A 22,424-nucleotide genomic window follows, 5' to 3' on the forward strand; every position below is an offset into this window, starting at 1 on the left:
ACCACCACGAGAGGAACCGCGTTGACCGAGAAGTCCGCCCTGCCCGCCACCCTCGAGTGGGACGACACCGACGCGTTGGCCGTCGACACCGCGCGCGTCCTCGCGATGGACGCGGTCCAGAAGGTCGGCAACGGCCACCCCGGCACCGCGATGAGCCTCGCCCCCGTGGCCTACCTGCTGTTCCAGAAGGTCATGCGCCACGACCCCGCCGACCCCGAGTGGGTGGGCCGCGACCGCTTCGTGCTCTCCTGCGGCCACTCGAGCATCACCCTCTACACCCAGCTCTTCCTCGGCGGCTTCGGCCTCGAGCTCGACGACCTCAAGGCGCTGCGCACCTGGGGCTCGAAGACCCCCGGCCACCCCGAGCTCGGCCACACCGCCGGCGTCGAGGTCACCACCGGCCCGCTCGGCCAGGGCGTCGGCAACGCGATCGGCATGGCCATGTCGGCGCGTCGCGTGCACGGCATGCTCGACCCCGACGCCGCCCCCGGCGAGAGCCTGTTCGACCACCAGGTCTACGCGATCGCCTCCGACGGCGACCTGCAGGAGGGCGTGAGCTCCGAGGCCAGCTCGATCGCCGGCACCCAGAAGCTCGGCAACGTCACCGTCATCTACGACCGCAACCGGATCTCGATCGAGGGCGACACCGACATCGCCTTCACCGAGGACGTCGCGGCCCGCTACGCGGCCTACGGCTGGCACGTCCAGACCGTCGACTGGACCAACGGCGGCACCGAGTACGTCGAGGACGTCCAGGCGCTCTACGCCGCCATCCGCAACGCCCACGAGGTCACCGACCAGCCCTCGATGATCGTGCTCGACACCGTCATCGCCTGGCCCGCCCCGAACGCGCAGGGCACCGAGGCGGCGCACGGCAGCGCCCTCGGCGCCGAGGAGGTCGCGGCCACCAAGAAGGTGCTCGGCTTCGACCCCGAGCAGACCTTCGAGGTGCCGGCCGGCGTCCTCGAGCGGACCCGCGACCTGCGCGAGCGCGGGGCCGCGTGGGGCGCCGCGTGGGACGAGCAGTACGCCACCTGGTCCGAGGCCCACCCGGAGTCGGCCGAGCTGCTCCACCGCCTCAAGCGCCGCGAGATGCCGACCGAGCTCGCCGCGACCGTGCCCGTGTTCCCCGCCGACGAGAAGGGCGTGGCCACGCGCTCGGCCTCCGGCAAGGTGATCAACGCCCTCGCGCCGCTGCTGCCGGAGCTGTGGGGCGGCTCGGCCGACCTGGCCGGCTCCAACAACACGACCATCACCAGCGCCCCCTCCGTCGGCCCCGAGGTCGCCGAGATCGGCGACTGGAGCACCGACCCCCACGCCGGCCGGGTGCTCCACTTCGGCATCCGCGAGCACGGCATGGGCGCGATCATGAACGGCATCGCGGCCGACCGGCTCACCCGCGTGTTCGGCGGCACGTTCCTCACCTTCTCCGACTACATGCGCGGGTCCGTGCGCGTGGCGGCGCTGAGCAAGCTGCCCGTCACCTACGTCTGGACCCACGACTCGATCGGCCTCGGTGAGGACGGCCCGACCCACCAGCCGATCGAGCACCTGGCCGCGCTGCGCGCGATGCCCGGCCTCGACGTCGTACGCCCCGCGGACGCCAACGAGACCGCCGCGGCGTGGCAGGCGATCCTGTCCCACACCGACCGTCCCGCGGCGCTCGCGCTGACCCGGCAGAACGTGCCGGTCTTCCCGCGCGGCGAGCAGGGCTTCGGCTCCACCGAGGGCGTCGAGCGCGGGGCGTACGTCCTGCTCGACGCCGAGAAGGGCACGCCCGACGTGATCCTGATCGGGACCGGCTCGGAGGTGCAGCTCGCGGTGGAGGCGCGCACGTTGCTGGCTGCCGACGGGATCGACGCCCGGGTGGTGTCGATGCCGTGCCTGGAGTGGTTCGAGGAGCAGGACGAGGCCTACCACGACCTGGTCCTCCCGCCCACCGTCAAGGCCCGCGTCTCGGTCGAGGCCGGCGTCAAGCAGGGCTGGCGCGAGATCGTCGGCGACCAGGGCCGGATCATCTCGATCGACCACTACGGCGCCTCGGCCGACTACGCCCGCATCTACGCGGAGTTCGGCATCACCGCCCAGGCCGTGGCCGACGCGGCGCGCGACACCGTCGCCGTCGTCCAGGCCTGACCCTCGTCCTCGCAGCACCCTTCCCACAGCCCCATCACAGGAGGCATCACATGAACGACCGTCTCAAGGCCCTGGCCGACGCCGGGGTGTCCATCTGGCTCGACGACCTGTCCCGCGAGCGCCTGGAGACCGGCAACCTCGCCGAGCTCGTGCAGTCCAGCAACGTCGTCGGGGTGACCTCCAACCCGGCCATCTTCCAGAGCGCGCTGGCCAAGGGCGAGCGCTACGACGCCCAGGTCCGCGAGCTGGCCGGCCAGGGCGCAGACGTCGACCGCGCGACCCTCGTCATCACCACCGACGACGTGCGCGAGGCGTGCAAGGTGATGCGGCCGGTCTTCGACGCCACCGACGGCGTCGACGGCCGGGTGTCGATCGAGGTCTCCCCCGGGCTGGCGCACGCCACCGACGACACCGTCGCGGAGGCCGCCACCCTCTACAAGACCGTCGGCGAGCCCAACGTGATGATCAAGATCCCCGGCACCAAGGAGGGCTGGCCCGCGATCACCGAGACGATCGCCGCCGGCATCTCGGTCAACGTCACGCTGATCTTCGGCCTCGAGCAGTACCGCAACGTGATGGAGGCCTACGTCGCCGGGCTCGAGCAGGCCGCGGACAACGGCCACGACCTCGCCGACATCCACTCCGTCGCCTCGTTCTTCGTCTCGCGGGTGGACACCGAGATCGACAAGCGCCTCGACGCCACCACCGAGGGGCCGGGCACCGACGGCTCGCTCAAGGGCAAGGCCGGGGTCGCCAACGCCCGCCTGGCGTTCAAGATGTACGAGGAGTTCTTCGCCGGCCCGCGCTGGGAGGCGCTCGAGGCCAAGGGGGCCCGCAAGCAGCGCCCGCTGTGGGCCTCGACGGGCGTGAAGAACCCCGACTACGACGACACGATGTACGTCGTCGACCTGGTCGTGGAGAACACCGTCAACACGATGCCCGAGGCGACCCTCGACGCCGTCGCCGACCACGGCGAGGTCCGCGGTGACCGCGTGCGCCCGTTCTACGACGACGCCCAGGCCCACATGGCCGCGCTCGCCGAGGCCGGCATCGACTACGACGACGTGATCGAGGTGCTGCTCAAGGAGGGCGTCGACAAGTTCGTCGTCGCCTGGGACGAGCTCCAGTCCACGCTGGGCGCGTCGCTCGAGGCCGCGCGGTCGTGACCGACCGGCCGGTGGATCCGACGTCCACGCCGGCCTGGGCGGAGCTGTCCGCGCTCGCGGACGGCTTCGCCCCCGACCTGCGGGGCTGGTTCGACGCCGACCCCGAGCGCGTCACCGCGCTCGCCCGCACGGCCGGCGACCTCCACGTCGACCTGTCGCGCACCTTCCTGCACGGCGACCTGCTCGAGCACCTGCTCTCCCTCGCGGAGCAGACCCGGGTGCTCGAGCGGCGCGACGCGATGTTCGCGGGCGCGCACGTCAACCCCACCGAGGACCGGGCGGTGCTCCACACCGCCCTGCGCCTGCCGGCCGACGCCTCGCTGGAGGTCGACGGCCAGGACGTCGTGCGCGACGTCCACGAGGTCCTGCAGCGCCTGTACGCCTTCGCGGACCAGGTGCGCTCGGGCGAGTGGACGGGCGTCACCGGCCGGCGCATCGAGACGGTCGTCAACATCGGCATCGGCGGCTCCGACCTCGGCCCCGTGATGGCCTACGAGGCGCTCGCGCCCTACCGCCAGGACGGGCTCACCTGCCGCTTCATCAGCAACATCGACCCCACCGACGCCGCGCAGTCGCTGGAGGGCCTCGACCCGGAGACCACGCTCTTCATCGTCTCGAGCAAGACGTTCGGCACCCTGGAGACGCTGACCAACGCGCGGCTGTGCCGCGCCTGGCTCCTCGAGCACCTGCCGGCCGACGCCGACCGCGACGCGGCGGTCGCCCAGCACTTCGTCGCGGTGTCGACCGCGCTCGACAAGGTCGCCGACTTCGGCATCGACCCCGACAACGCCTTCGGGTTCTGGGACTGGGTCGGCGGCCGCTACTCCATGGACTCCGCGATCGGGCTCTCGATCGTGGTGGCCATCGGGCCCGAGCGGTTCGCCGAGATGCTCGCCGGCTTCCACACGATCGACGAGCACTTCCGCACCGCTGCGCCGGCCGCCAACGTGCCGCTGGTGCTCGGCCTGCTCAACGTCTGGTACGGCACGTTCCTCGGTGCCCAGACCCACGCGGTGCTCCCCTACGCCCAGCAGCTGCACCGCTTCCCGGCGTACCTCCAGCAGCTGACGATGGAGTCCAACGGCAAGAGCGTGCGGTGGGACGGCTCGCCGGTCACCACCGACACCGGCGAGGTGTTCTGGGGCGAGCCCGGCACCAACGGCCAGCACGCGTTCTACCAGCTCATCCACCAGGGCACCCGGCTCATCCCGGCCGACTTCATCGCCTTCGCCACACCGGCGTACCCCCTTGTGGACTCCGGGCCCGACGGCGACACCGACGTGCACGAGCTGTTCCTGGCCAACTTCCTCGCCCAGACCCGCGCGCTCGCCTTCGGCAAGACCGCCGACGAGGTGCGCGCCGAGGGGATCGACGACGACCTCGTGAGCGCCCGCACCTTCCCGGGCAACCGTCCGACGACCTCGATCATGGCGCCCGCCCTGACCCCGTCGGTGCTCGGCCAGCTCGTCGCGCTCTACGAGCACACCACGTTCGTGCAGGGCGCGGTGTGGGGCATCGACAGCTTCGACCAGTGGGGCGTCGAGCTCGGCAAGCAGCTCGCCCAGAAGGTCACGCCCGCCGTCGCCGGCGACCCGTCGGCGATCGACGAGCAGGACCCTGCCACCCGCGCCCTCATCGCCTACTACCGGGAGCACCGCAGCTGATGACGCCGACCACCAACCCGCTTCGCGACGCCCAGGACCGCCGGCTCCCCCGCATCGCGGGACCCTGCGGCATGGTGCTCTTCGGCGTCACCGGAGACCTCTCGCGCAAGAAGATCATGCCGGCGATCTACGACCTCGCGAACCGCGGCCTGCTGCCGCCCGGGTTCAGCCTCGTCGGCTTCGCGCGCCGCGACTGGGCCGACCAGGACTTCGCGCAGATCGTCCACGACGCGGTGCGCGAGCACGCCCGTACGCCGTTCCGCGAGGAGGTCTGGAACCAGCTGTCGGAGGGCTTCCGGTTCGTCCCCGGCAACTTCGACGACGACGTCGCCTTCGACCAGCTCCGCCGCACGATCGAGGAGCTCGACCAGCTGCGCGGCACCGGCGGCAACATGGCGTTCTACCTGGCCATCCCGCCCGGCTTCTTCGGCACCGTGGTGGGCCAGCTCAAGGAGCACGGCCTCGCCGACCACGGCCCCGACCAGTGGCGTCGCGTCGTGGTGGAGAAGCCGTTCGGCCACGACCTGGAGTCCGCGCGCGAGCTCAACGACATCCTCGGCGACGTCTTCCCGTCGGGCTCGATCTTCCGGATCGACCACTACCTCGGCAAGGAGACGGTGCAGAACATCCTGGCGATGCGCTTCGCCAACAACATGTTCGAGCCGATCTGGAACTCCAACTACGTCGACCACGTGCAGATCACCATGGCCGAGGACATCGGCATCGGCGGCCGCGCGGGCTACTACGACGGCATCGGGGCCGCCCGCGACGTCATCCAGAACCACCTGCTCCAGCTGATGGCGCTGGTGGCGATGGAGGAGCCGATCGCCTTCGACGCCGAGAGCCTGCGGATCGAGAAGCAGAAGGTCCTCGCCTCGGCCAAGCTGCCCGCACGCCTCGACCTCACCACCGCCCGCGGTCAGTACGCCGCCGGCTGGGCGGGCGGCGAGAAGGTCAACGGCTTCCTCGAGGAGGAGGGCATCAAGTCCACCTCCACCACCGAGACGTTCGCGGCCATCACCGTCAACGTCGACACCCGGCGCTGGGCGGGCGTGCCGTTCTACCTGCGCACCGGCAAGCGGCTCGGGCGCCGCGTGACCGAGGTCGCCGTGGTGTTCAAGCGCGCGCCGCACCTGCCGTTCACTCAGACCGCCACCGAGGACCTCACACAGAACGCCCTCGTGATCCGGGTCCAGCCCGACGAGGGCATGACGATGCGCTTCGGCTCGAAGGTGCCCGGGACCGCCATGGAGATCCGCGACGTCAACATGGACTTCGCCTACGGCGGGTCCTTCACCGAGGCCAGCGCCGAGGCCTACGAGCGGCTCATCCTCGACGTGCTGCTCGGCGACCCGCCGCTGTTCCCGCGCCACGAGGAGGTCGAGCTCTCCTGGAAGATCCTCGACCCCGTCCTCGACCACTGGGCGAGGAAGGGCAAGCCCGAGGCGTACGACTCCGGCACCTGGGGCCCGGCCTCCGCCGACGCGATGCTCGCCCGCGAGGGCCGCACGTGGCGGCGGCCATGACGACGACCTGCGAAGGAGCCCACCGATGATCGAGCTCACCGACACCACGTCGGCCAAGATCGCCGCCGAGTTCGTCCGCGCGCGCACCCGCGCCGGCAGCCCCGCGATGGGCATGGTGATGACGCTGGTCATCGTCGCTCCCGAGGAGGACGCCGCCGAGGCGATGCAGGCCGCCAAGCGCGCCTCGCGCGAGCACCCGTCGCGGGTCCTCGGCGTGATCCTCGGCGACGCCCGCGGCGCCGCCCACGTCAACGCCCAGGTCGGCAGCGGCGACGGGTGGGGCGGCGAGACCGCCCTCATCCGGCTCAAGGGCGAGGTGGTCAAGCACGCCGAGTCCGTCGTCCTGCCGCTGCTGCTGCCCGACTCCCCCGTGGCGATCTGGTGGCCGACGCAGGCCCCGCAGGACCCTGCCAGCGACCCGCTCGGCTCGCTGGCCCAGCGACGGATCACCGACGCGGCCGCGGTGTCGCGCGGCAAGGCGACCGCCATGCTCACCCAGTGCCGCAGCTACGCCCCCGGCAACACCGACCTCGCCTGGACCCGGCTGACACCGTGGCGGGCGCTGCTGGCGGCCGCCCTCGACCAGCACCCGCTCAAGGTGACCCGCGCCAAGGTCACCGCCGAGAAGATCAGCCCCAGCGCCGACCTGCTGGTGGCGTGGCTGTGTGACCGGCTCAAGGTGGTCGTCGACCGCGGCACGTCCGACGGCCCCGGCATCACCGAGGTCACCATGGAGACCAAGCAGGGGCCGATCCGCATCGCCCGCACCGACGGGCGCCTGGCGACGTTCTCCTCGCCCAACCGGCCCGACCGTCCCGTCGCGCTCAAGCGCCGCGAGGTCCCCGCGCTGCTCGCCGAGGAGCTGCGCCGCCTCGACGAGGACGACACCTACGCCGCCACCGCCGCCAAGCTGGTGCGCCTGCACGACGGGGCGAAGAAGTGAGCGCCCCGGTGGAGGTCCGTCGGCACGACGACGCCGACCTCCTGGTCGGCGACGTCGCCTCCGCCCTGCTCGACCGGCTCGAGGCCGCGCAGGCCCGCGGCGAGGTCCCGCAGATCGGCCTGACCGGCGGCACGATCGCCGACGCGCTGCACCGCGAGCTCGCCCGCCGCGCCGCCGACTCCTCCGTCGACTGGTCGAGGGTCGTGTTCTGGTGGGGCGACGAGCGGTTCGTCGAGGCCGCCTCGCCCGACCGCAACGCCCGCCAGGCGCGCGAGGCGCTGCTCGACCACGTCGGGGTCGACCCCGCCCACGTCCACGAAGTGCCCGCCAGCGACCAGGTCGCCACCGCCGAGGAGGCCGCCGAGGCCTACTCCCGCGCGTTGCGCGAGCACGGCGCCGGCTTCTTCGAGGTGCTCATGCTCGGGATCGGGCCCGACGGGCACTGCGCCTCGCTCTTCCCCGGGCACCCGGCCGTCCACGCCACCGACGCGATCGCCGTCGCCGTCCACGACTCCCCCAAGCCGCCGCCCGACCGGGTCACCCTGACCTTCGAGGCGATGGAGCGCTGCCGCGCCGTCTGGTTCATCGCCAGCGGCGACGGCAAGGCCGACGCCGTCGCCCGCGCGCTCGCCGACGAGGGCTCCGTCGAGGAGACCCCCGCCCGCGGCGTGAGCGGCGAGGAGACCGTCTGGTGGCTCGACGAGGACGCCGCCTCCTCCCTCTGACCCACCCGCGAGCTGACGCATCTGCACGCGCGCGGCGCGCCGAGCTGGCGCATCTGCACGCGACAGCACCGCCGAGCTGACGCGTCTGTACACAGCTCTCCACAGGTGCCGACATCGTGGATTACCGCCCGCCGCTGCGGGAATCGTGCGGTGATGCACCTCGACACCTGGCTGCAGAGCCCGTTCCTCGACCGCACGTTTCCGCTGCCGATCAACGAACCGTTCACCGCGGCGACGGCGCTCGAGAACGGCATCAGTCGCCGCGACCTCGCCCGGCTGGTCGAGGTCGGCCTGCTACGGCACCCCATCAAGAACTGCTACGTGCCGGCATCGCTGCCCGACGACATCCCGACGAGGTGCGCGTGCCTCCGGCTCGTCGTGCCGCCCGACGCGGTGGTCGTCGAGCGTCATGCCGGCTGACTGCAGGGGGCGCAGATGTTGCTCATGCCGGGTGAGCACCTGAGTGCGCGTCCCATCACAATGGACCTCCCACTCGGCCGCGGGCGCCTTCGCAACAAGCTGGCCGACGGCGGCCAACGGCACCTCCTTGCGCGTGACGTCGTCGAGCTCCACGGGCTACGAGTGACCACCCCGTTGCGAACGGCGCTCGACCTCGGGCGGCAACGCTGGCCCGAGCCGGCCATCACTGCTCTCGACGCGCTCCTGCGCATCCGCTCCTTCACGAAGGAAGAGCTCCTGACCGAGCTGGACCGTTTCCGAGGCATGCGATGGGTGACCACGTTACGACAGGTCGCGCCGCACGCCGACGGACGGTCGCAGTCCGGAGGCGAGAGCGTCATCCGCTGGCACTGGCTACAGCTCCCCGTCCCGCCGCCCGAGCCGCAGGTGGAGGTGCGATCGCATGGCCGACTCGCCTTCGTCGACGTCGGGCACGCCGTGCTGCGCGGCGGCGTCGAGTACGACGGCGACGAGTGGCACACCGAGACCGCCGACCGTGAGCACGACCGCATCCGTCGCACATGGTTGGATGAGGACGAAGACTGGCTCATCGAACCGCTCGTCTGCGCGGACGTCTACGGACCGAGGCAGCGCGTCGACGAAGCAATCTTCCGTGTCGTCCGCGAGGCGACGCACCGGGCCCGGGCACGCCACCACCGCCCGTCGATGCACACGCGTCAGGTCGACAAGTTCTAAGCGTGCAGACGCGTCAGGTCGACAAGTTCTAAGCGTGCAGATGCGTCAGCTCGGTGCCCTCTGCGTGTGCAGATGCGTCAGGTCAGAAGATGATCTCGCCGGCCTTGCGGCGGCTGCGGAGGAGGGCGACGGCCTCGTCGAGGATGTCGGCCGCCTCGGTCTCGCTGCGACGCTCCTTCACGTAGGCCAGGTGCGTCTTGTAGGGCTCGATCTTCGGCGCCGGCGGCGGGTTCTCGCTGTCGAGGCTCGCCGGGAGGCCGCACTTGGGGCAGTCCCACGACTCGGGCGCGGCGGCCTCGATCGCGAAGGTGACCACCGAGCGGTGGTCGTGGCTGCAGAAGTACGTCACGGTCTGCCGAGGAGCGGCGTCGCCGCGCTCGGCCTCACCCATCGGGCCAGCCCCGACGCGACTACCGCGGATTGCGTTCCCACCACCAGCCACGAGGACTCCTTCGGATCAGAATCGGAGAGGATCAGTTGCCGCCGTAGGCCTTGAGGAGGCCCAGGGCGACGATGCAGGCAAACCAGATGACACCGACACCGACCGTGAAGCGGTCGAGGTTGCGCTCAGCCACCGACGATCCGCCGAGGCTGCTGGTGACGCCGCCACCGAACATGTCGGACAGGCCACCGCCGCGCCCCTTGTGCAGGAGCACCAGCAGGATCATGATCGCGCTAGCGACGACGAGCAGGATGGTGAAGAGCAGAATCACGTGCCGAAGCCTACGTCACGGCGCGGGCGAACCGGTGAGCGGCCTCACAGCACCGGCATGTCGCGGAACCGGCAGATGCCGCCGAACTCCTCGACCTGGAGGCTGGCGCCCCCGACGAGGCAGCCGTCGACGTCGGCCTTCTCCATGATGCCGGCCACGTTGGCCGCCTTGACCGAGCCGCCGTAGAGGATCCGGAGGCCGTCGGCCGCCGCGTCCCCGTGGACCTCGCGCACGCGCTCGCGGATGGCCGCGCAGACCTCCTGGGCGTCGTCGGGGGTCGCCACCTCGCCGGTGCCGATGGCCCAGACGGGCTCGTAGGCGACGACGAGGCCGGCGACCTGCTCGGCCGTGAAGCCAGCGAGCGAGCCGTCCACCTGGGTGAGCGTGAACGGCACGTGCTCGCCCGCCTGGCGCACGTCGAGGCCCTCCCCGACGCACACGATCGGGACGATGCCGGCCTGCAGGGCCTTGTGGGCCTTGGCGTTGACCAGCTCGTCGGACTCCTGGTGGTACATCCGTCGCTCGGAGTGGCCCACGACGGCGTAGGAGCAGCCGAGCTTGGCGAGCATCCCCGCGGAGATCTCACCGGTGTAGGCGCCGCTGTCGTGCACCGAGACGTCCTGGGCGCCGTAGCGGATCGACAGGCGGTCGCCGTCGACCAGCGTCTGCACCGAGCGGATGTCGGTGAAGGGCGGGACGACGACGACCTCGACGGCACCGAAGTCATGCCGCTTGTCCGACAGCGTCCAGGCGAGCTTCTGGACCAGCACCACCGCTTCCTGGTGGTTGAGGTTCATCTTCCAGTTGCCCGCCATCAGCGGGGTACGTCCGGTGCGCGACACAGCAGCCACGATCAGTCCCTCTCGAGTACGGCGATGCCCGGGAGCTCCTTGCCCTCCAGGAACTCCAGCGACGCGCCACCGCCGGTGGAGATGTGGCCGAAGGCGGCCTCGTCGAAGCCCAGCGTGCGGACCGCGGCGGCGGAGTCGCCACCGCCGACCACCGAGAGCCCGTCGACCTTCGTCAGCGCCTCGGCGACCGCACGGGTGCCGTCGGCGAAGGCGTCGACCTCGAACACGCCCATCGGTCCGTTCCAGAACACGGTCCGCGCGTCGGCGAGCGCCGCCGCGAAGGCCGCGGACGACTCCGGTCCGATGTCGAGGCCGAGCGCGTCGGCCGGGATCGCGTCCGCGGCGACGACCCGGGGCTCGGGCTCGCGGTCGCTGGAGGGGAACTCCGTGTCGACGACGACGTCGGTGGGCAGCACGATCTCCACCCCGCGGTCCGCCGCCTCGGCGAGGTAGCGGGTGCAGGTGTCGAGCTGGTCCTCCTCGAGCAGGCTCTTGCCGACCTCGTGGCCCTGGGCCTTGAGGAAGGTGAAGACCATGCCGCCGCCGATGAGGATCTTGTCGGCCTTGTCGATGAGGTTGTCGATGACGCCGAGCTTGTCGGAGACCTTGGAGCCGCCGAGCACCACGACGTAGGGACGCTCGGGGTGCTCGGTCAGCCGTCGCAGCACGTCGACCTCGGCGGCCACCAGGCCTCCCATGGCCGACGGCAGCCGGAGCGCGACGTCGTACACGCTGGCCTGCTTGCGGTGCACCACGCCGAAGCCGTCGGAGACGAAGGCGTCGGCGAGCTGCGCGAGCTGGTCGGCGAAAGACGAGCGCACCGCGTCGTCCTTGCTGGTCTCGCCGTCGTTGAACCGGACGTTCTCGAGCAGCGCGACGTCGCCGTCACCCAGCCCCTCGACCGTCTCGGTGGCGCTCGACCCGACCGTGTCGGTGGCGAAGGCCACCGGCCGGCCGAGCAGCTCGGAGAGCCGCTCGGCCACGGGCCGCAGCGAGTACGCCGGGTCGGGCTCGCCCTTGGGCCGGCCCAGGTGGGCGGTCACGACCACCCGGGCGCCGGCCTCGGCGAGCTGCTTGATCGTGGGCACGCTCGCCCGGATCCGGCCGTCGTCGGTGATGGTGGTCCCGTCGAGCGGCACGTTGAGGTCCGAGCGGACCAGGACGCGCTTGCCCCTCAGGTCACCCAGCGACTCGATGCCTGCAGTCTTCTCGGCCATCGGCTCAGAGGGAGGAGCCGACGTGCACGATGAGGTCGGCGAGGCGGTTGGAGTAGCCCCACTCGTTGTCGTACCAGCCGAGCACCTTGACCTGGTTGCCGATGACCTTGGTCAGCGGGGCGTCGAAGATGCAGGAGGCCGGGTCGGTGACGATGTCGGTGGAGACGATCGGGTCGGTGGAGTACTTGAGGAACCGGCCGTCGGCCGCCGCCTTGACGATCTCGTTGACCTCGTCGACCGACGTCTCGCGCGAGGCCTCGAAGGTGAGGTCGGTGGCCGAGCCGGTCGGGACCGGGACGCGCATGGCGTAGCCGTCGAGCTTGCCCTTGAGCTCGGGCAGCACCAGGCCGATGGCCTTGGCCGCACCGGTCGAGGTCGGGACCATGTTGAGCGCGGCGGCACGGGCGCGACGCGGGTCCTTGTGGATGTTGTCCTGGAGGTTCTGGTCGGCGGTGTAGGCGTGGATCGTGGTCATCAGGCCCTTGGTGATGCCGAGACCGTCGTTGAGCGCCTTGGCCATCGGCGCCAGGCAGTTGGTGGTGCACGAGGCGTTGGAGATGACCGTGTGCTGCGACGGGTCGTAGAGCTCGTGGTTGACGCCCATCACGATGGTGATGTCCTCGTTGGAGGCCGGCGCCGAGATGATGACCTTCTTGGCACCCGCGTCGACGTGGGCCTTGGCCTTGGTCGCGTCGGTGAAGAAGCCGGTGGACTCGACCACGACGTCGACGCCGAGGCTGCCCCACGACAGCGCAGCCGGGTCGCGTTCGGCGGACACGGCGATCTTCTGGTCGCCGACGTAGATCGAGGTGTCGTCGCTCGTCACGTCGGCGTCGAGGCGACCGAGGATCGAGTCGAACTTCAGCAGGTGGGCGAGCGAGGCGTTGTCAGTGAGGTCGTTGACGCCGACGATCTCGATGTCGGCGCCCGAGGCGCGCACGGCGCGGAAGAAGTTGCGGCCGATGCGGCCGAAGCCGTTGATGCCTACGCGAACGGTCATGGGTGTGGTGCCTCCTGGGTGGGGGGCCTTCGGTGACCCCGTGGACAGCTCTGGCCTTCGGTGACCAGCATCACCGACCCTATCGGGTGCCGATGACGGCTCCGAGCGCGGTCTCCCGCGGTACGGACCGGTAACTTTGGAACGATCCAAGACCGGGGCCAGCCTCGCGCGCCGAGGTGCCCCGGCGCAAGGGTCGTACGTCCCGGGCCGGGCAGAACGGCGGCGTCAGCCCTCGTCGACCAGCATGTCGGGCGTGAGCGAGGCCTCCGTGTCTGGGATGCCGAGCTCCTCGGCGCGCTTGTCGGCCATCGCGAGCAGGCGGCGGATGCGCCCGGCGATCGCGTCCTTGGTGAGGACCGGCTCGTGGAGCTGGCCGAGCTCCTCGAGGGAGGCCTGCTTGTGCTCGAGGCGCAGGTGGCCGGCCTGGCGCAGGTGGTCGGGGATCTCCTCGCCGAGGATCTCGAGCGCGCGCTCGACGCGAGCACCGGCGGCCACGGCGGCGCGGGCCGACCGGCGGAGGTTGGCGTCGTCGAAGTTCGCCAGGCGGTTGGCGGTGGCCCGCACCTCGCGGCGCATCCGGCGCTCCTCCCACGCCATCAGCGACTCATGGGCGCCGAGGCGGGTGAGCAGGGCGCCGATGGCGTCGCCGTCGCGGATCACGACCCGGTCCACGCCGCGGACCTCGCGGGCCTTGGCGGCGATCCCGAGGCGGCGGGCGACGCCGACGATGGCGAGCGCGGCCTCGGGGCCGGGGCAGGTGATCTCGAGGGACGACGAGCGACCGGGCTCGGTCAGCGAGCCGTGGGCGAGGAACGCGCCGCGCCACGCGGCGACGGCGTCGCAGCCGCCTCCGCTCACCACGGCGGGCGGCAGCCCCCGCACCGGACGTCCGCGCCCGTCGAGCAGGCCGGTCTGGCGGGCGAGCGCCTCGCCGTCCTTGGTCACCCGGACGATGTAGCGGCTGCCGCGGCGGATGCCGTTGCCCTGCACCATCACGACGTCGGAGGTGTGGCCGTAGACCTCGGAGATGTCCTTGCGCAGGCGGCGCGCCGCGGCGCCGGTGTCGAGCTCGGCCTCCACGACGATCTTGCCGCTGACGATGTGGAGACCACCCGCGAAGCGCAGCATCGAGGCGACCTCGGCCTTGCGGCAGCAGGTCTTGGTGATCTGGGTGGAGGCGAGCTCTGCCTTCACCTGCGCCGTCATAGCCATGGCCCGAATCCTGCCATGCGGGTCAACGACCCTCGCCGGGTTCGTCGCGGCGGCCTCCGCCGACGTGACTCAGGCCTCGTCGACGATGCGGCGGAACGCGTCCGCGAGCCGGTCGGGGTCGTGCCGCGGCTCCCCCGGCACGCTGATGTCGGCCACCACGAGCCGGGCTCCGCGGTCGTGCACGACCTTCTCCAGCAGCTCGCGCTCGCCGCCGAGGGAGGCGGTGTCGGCCAGCACGGTGTGCACCGTGAGGTCGGGGGCGTGCTCGAAGAGCGCCGAGAGGTGGTCCTGGGGCCCGAAGCCGGTCGTCTCCCCCGCCTGGGCCTCGAGGTTGAGCACGACGACCAGCCGGCCGTCGGTGTCGGCGAGCGCCCGGCGCAGGCCGGGCACCATCAGGTGCGGGATGACCGAGGTGAACCACGACCCGGGCCCGAGCACCACCCACTCGGCGGCCAGGATCGCCTCGACCGCCTCCTCGCACGCCTGCGGGTCCTCGGGGACGAGGGCCACCGACTCGATCTGGCCTGCCGCGGTGGCGACCTCGACCTGGCCGCGGACCACCGTCACCGCCGACGGGTCGGCGGGGTCTCCTCCCCGCACCCGGGCGCTGATGTCCATCGGGGTCGTTGCCATCGGCAGCACCCGACCGTGGGCGCCGAGCAGCCTGCCCACCCAGTCGAGCGCCCGGACAGGGTCGCCCATCAGCTCCCAGAGCGAGACGATGAGCAGGTTGCCAACGACGTGGCCGTTCATCTCGCCCTGGCCCGCGAAGCGGTGCTGCACCACCTCGGCCCAGGTGCGGCCCCACTCGTCGTCGCCGCACAGCGCGGCCAGCGCCATCCGCAGGTCGCCCGGGGGCAGGACGCCGAACTCGCCGCGCAGGCGCCCGGAGGAGCCGCCGTTGTCGGCGACGGTCACCACGGCCGTGAGCTCGTCGAAGGTCAGGTCGTCGTGAAGGCGGCGCAGGGCCGAGAGGCTCGCGGCCAGCCCGTGCCCGCCGCCCAGCGCCACCGCGGCCTGCGCGGTCTCGCGGGCCACGTCACTCCCTGCCGAGGTCGCGGTGGGCGGTGCTCACGTCGTGCCCGGCCTCGCGCAGCCGGGTCGCGATGGCCTCGGTCATCGCCACGCTGCGGTGCTTGCCGCCGGTGCAGCCGACGGCGACCTGCATGAAGCGCTTGCCCTCGACGAGGTAGCCCTCGGCCACCGTGCGGAGAACCGGGAGGTACTGCTCGAGGAACTGCCCGGCGCCGGGCTGAGAAAGGACGTAGGCGGCGACGTCGGGGTCGCGACCGTTCTGCGGGCGCAGCTCGGGGATCCAGTGGGGGTTGGGCAGGAAGCGCATGTCGGCCACCCAGTCGGCGTCGACGGGGATGCCGTACTTGAAGCCGAAGCTGATCACGGTCACCTTGAGCCGGGTGGTGGCCTCCGTGCCGAACAGCCCCGCGATCCGGTCCTGGAGCTGGTGGACGTTGAAGGTCGAGGTGTCGAGCAGGACGTCGGCGTCGCCGCGGATGTCGGCCATCACCTCGCGCTCGCGCCGCAGGCCGTGCACCAGCCGGCCACCCGCCTGGAGCGGGTGCGGGCGACGGGCGGCCTCCTGGCGGCGCACCAGCACGTCGTCGGACGCCTCCAGGAACAGCAGGGTGGTCGGCCGTCCGGTGACCTGCTGGTGCCGGTTGGCCTGGAGCGAGTCGAAGAAGGAGCCCGAGCGGACGTCGACGACCACCGCGATCGGCTGCGCGATGCCGCGGCTGTCGTCGACCAGACGCACCACGTCGCGCACCAGCGTCGGCGGCAGGTTGTCGACGACGAAGTAGCCGAGGTCCTCGAGCTCCTTGGCGGCCGTGCTGCGTCCGGCACCGGTCATGCCGGTGACGATCACCAGCTCGCCGGGGGTCGGCTCGCTCGGGTGGGACATGGCTACTCCTCCTCGAGGATCTCGCCGGTGGCCGTGTTGACCACAGGTGCGCTGGGTGCAGTCTTGCGGCTCGTGTCGGCCTTCGCGACCGCGTCCTTGATCGCCTCCGCCGTGCGGGGACCGATGCCGGGCACGAGCGCGATCTCGGCGGGCTCGGCCTCGCGCAGCTTCTTCAGCGACCCGAAGTGCTTGAGCAGCGTCTTGCGCCGCACCTCGCCGAGGCCCGGGACGTCGTCGAGCAGGCTCTCCACCATCGACTTGGACCGGCGGCTGCGGTGGTGGGTGATGGCGAAGCGGTGGGCCTCGTCGCGGATCCGCTGGAGGAGGTAGAGACCCTCGCTCGTGCGGGCCATGATCACCGGGTCCTCCTCGTCGGGGAGCCAGACCTCCTCGAGCCGCTTGGCCAGGCCGCACACCGGGATGTCGGCCATGCCGAGCTCGGAGAGCGCCTGCCGGGCGGCCGCCACCTGCGGCGGACCGCCGTCGACGACGACCAGCGCCGGGACGTACGCGAACTTCCGGGGCCTCCCCGTCTCGGGATCGACGAGCATCGGTCCGGAGTCGGTGGTGACGGTCTCGCTCCTGGCCTGCTCGTCCTGCAGCCGCTTGAAGCGGCGGGTGATCACCTCGTGCATCGACGCGACGTCGTTCTGGCCGTCGACGCCGCGGATGACGAACCGGCGGTACTCGGACTTGCGGGCCAGCCCGTCCTCGAAGACGACCATGGAGGCGACGACCTCGGTGCCCTGGAGGTTGGACACGTCGTAGCACTCGATGCGCAGCGGCACCTCGTCGAGCGAGAGCGCCTGCTGGATCTCCTCGAGCGCCCGGTTGCGGGTGGTGAGGTCGCTGGCCCGCTTGGTCTTGTGGAGCGCGAGGGCCTGCCCCGCGTTGGTGGCGACCGTCTGCTGGAGGTCGCGCTTGTCGCCGCGCTGCGGCACCCGGATCGCGACCTTGCTGCCGCGCCGCTCCCCCAGCAGCTCCTCGAGCACGTCGTGGTCGGGGGGCAGGGCCGGCACCAGCACCTCGCGCGGGATGGAGTCGCCGCCCTCGCCGCCGTAGAGCTGCAGCAGGAAGTCCTGGACGAGCTCGGGCGTGCCGCCCTCGTCGGTGCGGTCGGCCACCCAGCCCCGCTGGCCGCGGATCCGCCCGCCCCGGACGTAGAAGATCTGCACCGCGACCTCAAGCGGGTCCTCGGCGAGGGCGATCACGTCGGCGTCGGTGCCGTCGCCGAGGACGACCGCCTGCTTCTCCAGCGCCTTGGTCAGCGCGCCGAGGTCGTCGCGCAGTCGCGCGGCCTTCTCGAAGTCGAGCGCCTCGGACGCGGCGAACATCTCGCGCTCGATGCGCCGGGTGAAGGCCGCGGTGTTGCCGGCCATGAAGTCGCAGAAGTCGTCGACGATCTCGCGGTGCTGCTCGGGCGTCACGCTCCCCACGCACGGGGCCGCGCACTTGTCGATGTAGCCCAGCAGGCAGGGTCGACCGATCTGCGCGGAGCGCTTGAAGACGCCGTTGCTGCACGAGCGCATCGGGAACACCCGCAGCAGCAGGTCGACGGTCTCGCGGATCGCCCAGGCGTGGCTGTAGGGCCCGAAGTAGCGGGTCCCCTTGCGCTTGGCGCCGCGGCCGACCATCACGCGGGGGAACTCCTCGCCCACGGTGACGGCGAGCCAGGGGTAGGACTTGTCGTCGCGGTACTTCACGTTGAACCGCGGGTCGAACTCCTTGATCCAGCTGTACTCGAGCTGGAGGGCCTCGACCTCGGTGTCGACGACGGTCCACTCCACGCTCGCGCCGGTGGTCACCATCGTGGCCGTGCGGGGGTGGAGGTTGCCGATGTCCTGGAAGTACGACGACAGGCGCGGGCGCAGGCTCTTGGCCTTGCCGACGTAGATCACGCGGCCCTTGGCGTCGCGGAAACGGTAGACGCCGGGCTTGGTCGGGATCGACCCCGGAGCGGGTCGGTAGGAGCTCGGCGATGCCACCCGGCAACCCTACGGGCGGCCCCCGACAGCGGGGGCCGCCCGGGTCGGCGGAGGGCCGCTACTTCTTGATCTTCACCGCACGCGACCTCGCGCTGGCCGGCTTGAACCCCTTCTTGGAGCCGGTGACCCGCACCGAGACCTTGTCGCCGCGCAGCGCGCGGGTGACCTTCAGCTTCTTGCCGTGCGCCCCGCGGATGGCGCGCTTGCCGGAGAACCACTGATAGCGGAACTTCGTGCCGCGGGTCCACCCGGGTGTGCGGGCGACGAGGCGCTTGCCCACCTTGGCCTTGCCGCCGACCTTCGGCCGCGGGGAGGCCAGCTTGCCGATCCGCACCTTGCCGGTGGCGTTGGATCGCGCCTTGTCGTCGGTCGCGAAACCGGCCGCGCGCGGCCGCTCGGTGACCTGGATCCGCTTGCCGCGGTCACGCACGGTGAGCCGGTACGTGGCCTTCGTCGCGCCCTTGATCTTCTTGCCGTTGCGCGTCCAGGTGTAGACGGGGGCGAGGTCGGCGGGGCGGTTGCCGTAGTAGTCGACCCAGTCGAGGCCCACGACCGACAGCACGGAGCCGACCCGCTTCTTCCCGGTGATCTCGGGGAGCTTGCGCGTCGGGAGCGCGTACCACTGGGCGGCCGCGACCTGCTGCGGGGTGCTGGTGCGCGCGACCGGGTTGTGGCCCACGGCGTACGCCGTGACGGTCACGCTCAGCTGGCGGCCGGCCATCGCCGGCGTGGGACGGAACGTCGAGTCCTCCGCGTTGGCGATCGGCTGCCCGTCGAGGAGCCACTGGTAGCGGTAGCCGGCAGGCGCCGGGCTGAAGCCGGTGCCGGAGGCCGACACGTCGCGCAGCGCGGTCGGCGAGGTCATGACCGCGGTGCCGCCCGCGACCGTGGGCACGTTGGTGTTGCGGCCGACCGTCACGCTGCCGCCGTTGGCGGAGACGCTGAGCGTGCCGCCGGCGTTGGTCCAGGTCTCGCCCCCGGTCAGCACGCCGTCGTTGCCGGGGACCGGCAGCAGGAAGGCGCCGCTGGAGTCGTTCTCCCGCTCGATGGTGACGCCGCCGGCGTAGGTCTGGCCGTAGGCGGTGGTGTAGTTGCAGGCGCCGGAGGCGTAGCAGGTGCCGGCGTCGTCGCCCGAGCCGTTGCGCAGGTCCACGAAGTGGCGCTTGCCGGTGTCGGGGTCGATGAAGACGACGCTGCGCAGGCCGGCGTTCGACGAGCGCGGCGCGAGGGTCCAGGCACCGCCCCCGCTGCCGTCGACGACCTCGCCCGCGCCGATGATGCCCTGCTCCCAGCGGTAGACGGTGCCGAGCACCGGCGTGCGCGCGGTGCCGTCGTCGGCCCCCATCACCTCGTAGAGGTCGCCGTACTCGGCGCGGATGTTGTTGGCGTGCTGCAGGCCCAGGTTGTGGCCCCACTCGTGGTTGAGCGTCGACAGGGTCTCGGCGGGCGTCTGCGCAGCCACGATGGCAGGGCCGCCGTTGGCGAACGAGGTGCCGAGGCGGGCACGACCCGTGGTGCCGCCGCCGCAGCCGTCGGGGACCATGATCACGAGGTGGTTGGGCGAGGCGCCCGAGAAGTCGACGCCCGGGTAGGCCTGTGCGGCGACGTTCTGCGCGATCGCGTCGAAATCGGCGCCTCCGTTGCCGAGGCCGCAGCCACCGGCGGCCGAGCCGGCCCCCGCGGCGACCGCGGCGACCCCGGTCACGGTGGTGAACGACGGGACGAGGCCGCCGGACTCACGCACCCAGTAGGCCTGCGAGCCGGTGATGGTGTCGAGCACCTGCTGGTCGGTGAGCCCGATGGTGCCGAAGTTCGTGATCTTCGCGACGTACGTCGTGTGCGCGCTCGGGCCGGGAGCCGGCGCGCGCTCGGAGGTGCGCGCCTCCAGCACCCGCATCGGCGTCCCGGCGGTGGAGGCGCGCCGCAGCGCGGACGCGCGCGGGGCGCCGGTCAGCTGCCGGTCACCGGACGTGCCGGGGACCGCGAGGGTGCCCGTGAACCGCGACAGCGGCTCGGCGTCGACGGCGCCCGACAGCGCGACCGAGCGGCCCGAGGGCAGCAGGACCGAGTACCGGTCGGGCGTGCCGTCCTCCCCCGCCAGCACGACGAGCGTGCCGGTGACCTCGACGGTGTCGGGCGACCCCGCGGGCGCGGCGGTCGACGGGACGGGCGTGGCGAGCGCGGCGGTGACCGCGGCCACCACCGCCGTCGTCAGGCGTGCTCGGGCAAGGCGTGGTGCCATGTGGTGCTCCCCCATTTCGTGCCCCCGGCCGGGGCACCCTCGGGGGGAGTCTTTCGCACCTGCGCCCCGTTCAAACTCACGCCTTGGTGATGGAGTCCCCGTCGACCGTGATCTCGACGGCCTCGAGGCCCGACGTGGCGGGGCCGTCGAGGACGGAGCCGTCCTCGAGGGAGAACTTGCTGCCGTGGCACGGGCACGGGATGTCGCCCACCGTGCTCGACTGGACGGCGCACCCCTGGTGCGTGCAGATGGCCGAGAACGCCTTGAAGTCACCCTCGGTCGGCTGGGTCACGACGACCTTGGCGGCCTCGACGACGAAGCAGCCCCCCACGGGGACGTCGGCCGTGGTGGCGAGCGCCGAGGGCGCCGCGTCGCCGGAGCCGCCGTCGGAGCTCGCAGCGCCCGAGCCGGACGGGTCGGAGGCGGTGTCGCCACCGTCGTCCGAACCGCCGCAGGCGGCCAGCAGGGGCACTCCGGCCGCGACCGCGGCGGTTCCGGTGAGGGCACGACGTCGGTTGATGGCTGTCATGCGGCGAGACTAGCCAGCCGTGCTGTGAACCGGCTGTGAACCTGCCCGGACCGGCGCGGACCCCGCCCCCGGCGGGGCCCGCGGCCCGGTGTCAGCCCTTCTTCGCCGCGGTCTTGCGCGTCGTCGTCCGCTTCGCCGCCGCCTTCGTCGCGGGAGCCTTCTTCGCCGCAGCCTTCTTCGTCGCTCCCTTGCCGGTGGCGACCGCGGCCGGCGCGCGCCGCGGCTTGCCGGGCTGCTGGGCGCCGCGACCCTCGAGGATCGGCGCCAGGAACGTCCCGGTGTGGCTCTCCGGGACCGCGGCGACCTCCTCCGGCGTGCCCTCCGCGACGACGACCCCGCCGCGGGAGCCGCCCTCGGGACCCATGTCGATGAGCCAGTCGGCGGTCTTGATGACGTCGAGGTTGTGCTCGATCACCAGGACGGTGTTGCCCTTGTCGACCAGGCTCGACAGGACGCCGAGCAGCTTGCGGATGTCCTCGAAGTGCAGGCCGGTCGTGGGCTCGTCGAGGACGTAGACGGTGCGACCGGTCGACCGCTTCTGCAGCTCGCTGGCCAGCTTGACGCGCTGTGCCTCGCCGCCGGAGAGTGTCGTGGCGGGCTGGCCCAGCCGGACGTAGCCCAGGCCCACCTCCTCCAGCGTGGTCATGTGGCGGGCGATCGCGGGGACGGCGGCGAAGAACTCCGCGGCCTCCTCGATCGGCATGTCGAGGACCTCGGCGATGGTCTTGCCCTTGTAGTGGACCTCGAGCGTCTCGCGGTTGTAGCGGGCGCCGTGGCAGACCTCGCAGGGGACGTAGACGTCCGGGAGGAAGTTCATCTCGATCTTGATGGTGCCGTCGCCGGAGCACGCCTCGCAGCGCCCGCCCTTGACGTTGAAGGAGAAGCGGCCCTGGAGGTAGCCCCGCATCTTGGCCTCGGGCGTGGAGGCGAAGAGCCGGCGGATGTGGTCGAAGACGCCGGTGTAGGTGGCCGGGTTGGACCGCGGCGTGCGGCCGATCGGCGACTGGTCGACGTGGATCACCTTGTCGACGTGCTCGAGGCCGGTGATCTTGGTGTGCCGGCCCGGGACGGTGCGGGCGTTGTAGATCTGCTTGGCCAGCGAGGTGTAGAGGATGTCGTTGACGAGCGTCGACTTGCCCGAGCCCGAGACGCCGGTGACCGCGCAGAACACGCCCAGCGGGAAGCTCACGTCGACGTCGCGCAGGTTGTGCTCGCGCGCACCGTGGACGGTGAGCTCCCGGCCGACCGTGCGGGGACGCCGGACGGCCGGGACGGGGATCTCGCGGCGACCGGAGAGGTACTGGCCGGTCATGGAGTCGGGGTGGGTCAGCAGGTCGGCGACGGTGCCCGAGTGGACCACCTGGCCGCCGTGCTCGCCGGCACCGGGACCGATGTCGACGACCCAGTCGGCCACCCGCACCGTGTCCTCGTCGTGCTCGACG

At 71.8% G+C, this 22,424-nt stretch carries 20 protein-coding genes; 8 read left to right on the forward strand and 12 right to left on the reverse strand.

Going from position 1 to position 22,424, the window contains the following annotated elements:
- The first annotated feature begins 39 nt into the window (after positions 1 to 39).
- The 8 genes from tkt (at position 40) to ACFFJG_RS00760 (ending at position 9,315) form a co-directional block, all read left to right on the forward strand.
- Positions 40 to 2,136, forward strand: coding sequence for a transketolase (tkt, locus tag ACFFJG_RS00725; RefSeq protein ID WP_378519431.1), 2,097 nt, complete (start codon positions 40 to 42; stop codon positions 2,134 to 2,136).
- Between the two features lie 50 nt (positions 2,137 to 2,186).
- Positions 2,187 to 3,302: a transaldolase gene (gene tal, locus ACFFJG_RS00730; protein WP_378516699.1), complete on the forward strand. Its 1,116-nt coding sequence runs from the start codon at positions 2,187 to 2,189 to the stop codon at positions 3,300 to 3,302.
- Positions 3,299 to 4,966 carry a glucose-6-phosphate isomerase gene (gene pgi / locus ACFFJG_RS00735; protein WP_378516700.1) on the forward strand — a complete coding sequence of 556 codons (1,668 nt, stop codon included), beginning with the start codon at positions 3,299 to 3,301 and terminating at the stop codon, positions 4,964 to 4,966. The genes tal and pgi overlap by 4 nt, the downstream gene beginning before the upstream one ends.
- Entirely contained in the window at positions 4,966 to 6,492 is a 1,527-nt protein-coding gene (gene zwf, locus ACFFJG_RS00740; protein WP_378516701.1) for a glucose-6-phosphate dehydrogenase, read from the forward strand. The genes pgi and zwf overlap by 1 nt, the downstream gene beginning before the upstream one ends.
- Positions 6,493 to 6,517: 25 nt before the next feature.
- A complete protein-coding gene (locus ACFFJG_RS00745; RefSeq protein WP_378516702.1) occupies positions 6,518 to 7,435 on the forward strand; it encodes a glucose-6-phosphate dehydrogenase assembly protein OpcA in 918 nt (305 codons plus the stop codon).
- Complete coding sequence (gene pgl, locus ACFFJG_RS00750; protein WP_378516703.1) at positions 7,432 to 8,160, forward strand: 6-phosphogluconolactonase; 729 nt, start codon at positions 7,432 to 7,434, stop codon at positions 8,158 to 8,160. Before ACFFJG_RS00745 ends, pgl begins: the two co-directional genes overlap by 4 nt.
- 153 nt (positions 8,161 to 8,313) lie before the next feature.
- A complete protein-coding gene (locus ACFFJG_RS00755; protein ID WP_378516704.1) occupies positions 8,314 to 8,580 on the forward strand; it encodes a type IV toxin-antitoxin system AbiEi family antitoxin domain-containing protein in 267 nt (88 codons plus the stop codon).
- 15 nt (positions 8,581 to 8,595) lie between these two features.
- Positions 8,596 to 9,315: a type IV toxin-antitoxin system AbiEi family antitoxin gene (locus ACFFJG_RS00760; RefSeq protein ID WP_378516705.1), complete on the forward strand. Its 720-nt coding sequence runs from the start codon at positions 8,596 to 8,598 to the stop codon at positions 9,313 to 9,315.
- Between the two features lie 82 nt (positions 9,316 to 9,397).
- Here ACFFJG_RS00760 and ACFFJG_RS00765 read toward each other — a convergent pair whose 3' ends face one another.
- From ACFFJG_RS00765 to ACFFJG_RS00820, 12 genes are all read right to left on the reverse strand, one after another.
- Entirely contained in the window at positions 9,398 to 9,757 is a 360-nt protein-coding gene (locus ACFFJG_RS00765) for an RNA polymerase-binding protein RbpA (protein ID WP_378516706.1), read from the reverse strand.
- A gap of 31 nt (positions 9,758 to 9,788) precedes the next feature.
- Positions 9,789 to 10,028, reverse strand: a complete 240-nt coding sequence (secG, locus tag ACFFJG_RS00770; protein ID WP_378516707.1) for a preprotein translocase subunit SecG — start codon at positions 10,026 to 10,028, stop codon at positions 9,789 to 9,791.
- 44 nt (positions 10,029 to 10,072) lie between these two features.
- A complete protein-coding gene (gene tpiA / locus ACFFJG_RS00775) occupies positions 10,073 to 10,843 on the reverse strand; it encodes a triose-phosphate isomerase (protein WP_378519432.1) in 771 nt (256 codons plus the stop codon).
- A 38-nt stretch (positions 10,844 to 10,881) separates the two neighbouring features.
- A complete protein-coding gene (locus ACFFJG_RS00780; protein WP_378516708.1) occupies positions 10,882 to 12,096 on the reverse strand; it encodes a phosphoglycerate kinase in 1,215 nt (404 codons plus the stop codon).
- Between the two features lie 4 nt (positions 12,097 to 12,100).
- Positions 12,101 to 13,096, reverse strand: a complete 996-nt coding sequence (gene gap / locus ACFFJG_RS00785) for a type I glyceraldehyde-3-phosphate dehydrogenase (RefSeq protein WP_378516709.1) — start codon at positions 13,094 to 13,096, stop codon at positions 12,101 to 12,103.
- Between the two features lie 225 nt (positions 13,097 to 13,321).
- Positions 13,322 to 14,308 (reverse strand): DNA-binding protein WhiA, encoded by a 987-nt coding sequence (gene whiA, locus ACFFJG_RS00790; protein ID WP_378516710.1) that lies wholly within the window; start codon positions 14,306 to 14,308, stop codon positions 13,322 to 13,324.
- 69 nt (positions 14,309 to 14,377) lie between these two features.
- Entirely contained in the window at positions 14,378 to 15,346 is a 969-nt protein-coding gene (locus ACFFJG_RS00795) for a gluconeogenesis factor YvcK family protein (RefSeq protein WP_378516711.1), read from the reverse strand.
- Position 15,347: 1 nt separating this feature from the next.
- Positions 15,348 to 16,226, reverse strand: coding sequence for an RNase adapter RapZ (gene rapZ / locus ACFFJG_RS00800; RefSeq protein WP_378516712.1), 879 nt, complete (start codon positions 16,224 to 16,226; stop codon positions 15,348 to 15,350).
- Between the two features lie 2 nt (positions 16,227 to 16,228).
- A complete protein-coding gene (gene uvrC / locus ACFFJG_RS00805; RefSeq protein WP_378516713.1) occupies positions 16,229 to 18,211 on the reverse strand; it encodes an excinuclease ABC subunit UvrC in 1,983 nt (660 codons plus the stop codon).
- A gap of 58 nt (positions 18,212 to 18,269) precedes the next feature.
- A complete protein-coding gene (locus tag ACFFJG_RS00810) occupies positions 18,270 to 20,453 on the reverse strand; it encodes a hypothetical protein (RefSeq protein ID WP_378516714.1) in 2,184 nt (727 codons plus the stop codon).
- Positions 20,454 to 20,529: 76 nt separating this feature from the next.
- Positions 20,530 to 20,982, reverse strand: coding sequence for a Rieske (2Fe-2S) protein (locus tag ACFFJG_RS00815; protein ID WP_378516715.1), 453 nt, complete (start codon positions 20,980 to 20,982; stop codon positions 20,530 to 20,532).
- A 91-nt stretch (positions 20,983 to 21,073) separates the two neighbouring features.
- The coding region (locus ACFFJG_RS00820; RefSeq protein ID WP_512700161.1) for a UvrA family protein at positions 21,074 to 22,424 on the reverse strand (1,351 nt) is incomplete at its 5' end.

Origin of the sequence: Nocardioides zeicaulis (genome assembly GCF_042432345.1) — a bacterium.
Classification (GTDB): domain Bacteria; phylum Actinomycetota; class Actinomycetes; order Propionibacteriales; family Nocardioidaceae; genus Nocardioides; species Nocardioides zeicaulis.

Coding starts and splice junctions, on each gene's coding strand:
- tal (WP_378516699.1), top strand. CDS start 2,187: ATGAACGACCGTCTCAAGGCCCTGGCCGACGCCGGGGTGTCCATCTGG.
- zwf (WP_378516701.1), top strand. CDS start 4,966: ATGACGCCGACCACCAACCCGCTTCGCGACGCCCAGGACCGCCGGCTC.
- ACFFJG_RS00745 (WP_378516702.1), top strand. CDS start 6,518: ATGATCGAGCTCACCGACACCACGTCGGCCAAGATCGCCGCCGAGTTC.
- ACFFJG_RS00755 (WP_378516704.1), top strand. CDS start 8,314: ATGCACCTCGACACCTGGCTGCAGAGCCCGTTCCTCGACCGCACGTTT.
- ACFFJG_RS00760 (WP_378516705.1), top strand. CDS start 8,596: ATGTTGCTCATGCCGGGTGAGCACCTGAGTGCGCGTCCCATCACAATG.
- tpiA (WP_378519432.1), bottom strand. CDS start 10,843: ATGGCGGGCAACTGGAAGATGAACCTCAACCACCAGGAAGCGGTGGTG.
- ACFFJG_RS00780 (WP_378516708.1), bottom strand. CDS start 12,096: ATGGCCGAGAAGACTGCAGGCATCGAGTCGCTGGGTGACCTGAGGGGC.
- gap (WP_378516709.1), bottom strand. CDS start 13,096: ATGACCGTTCGCGTAGGCATCAACGGCTTCGGCCGCATCGGCCGCAAC.
- whiA (WP_378516710.1), bottom strand. CDS start 14,308: ATGGCTATGACGGCGCAGGTGAAGGCAGAGCTCGCCTCCACCCAGATC.
- rapZ (WP_378516712.1), bottom strand. CDS start 16,226: ATGTCCCACCCGAGCGAGCCGACCCCCGGCGAGCTGGTGATCGTCACC.
- ACFFJG_RS00810 (WP_378516714.1), bottom strand. CDS start 20,453: ATGGCACCACGCCTTGCCCGAGCACGCCTGACGACGGCGGTGGTGGCC.
- ACFFJG_RS00815 (WP_378516715.1), bottom strand. CDS start 20,982: ATGACAGCCATCAACCGACGTCGTGCCCTCACCGGAACCGCCGCGGTC.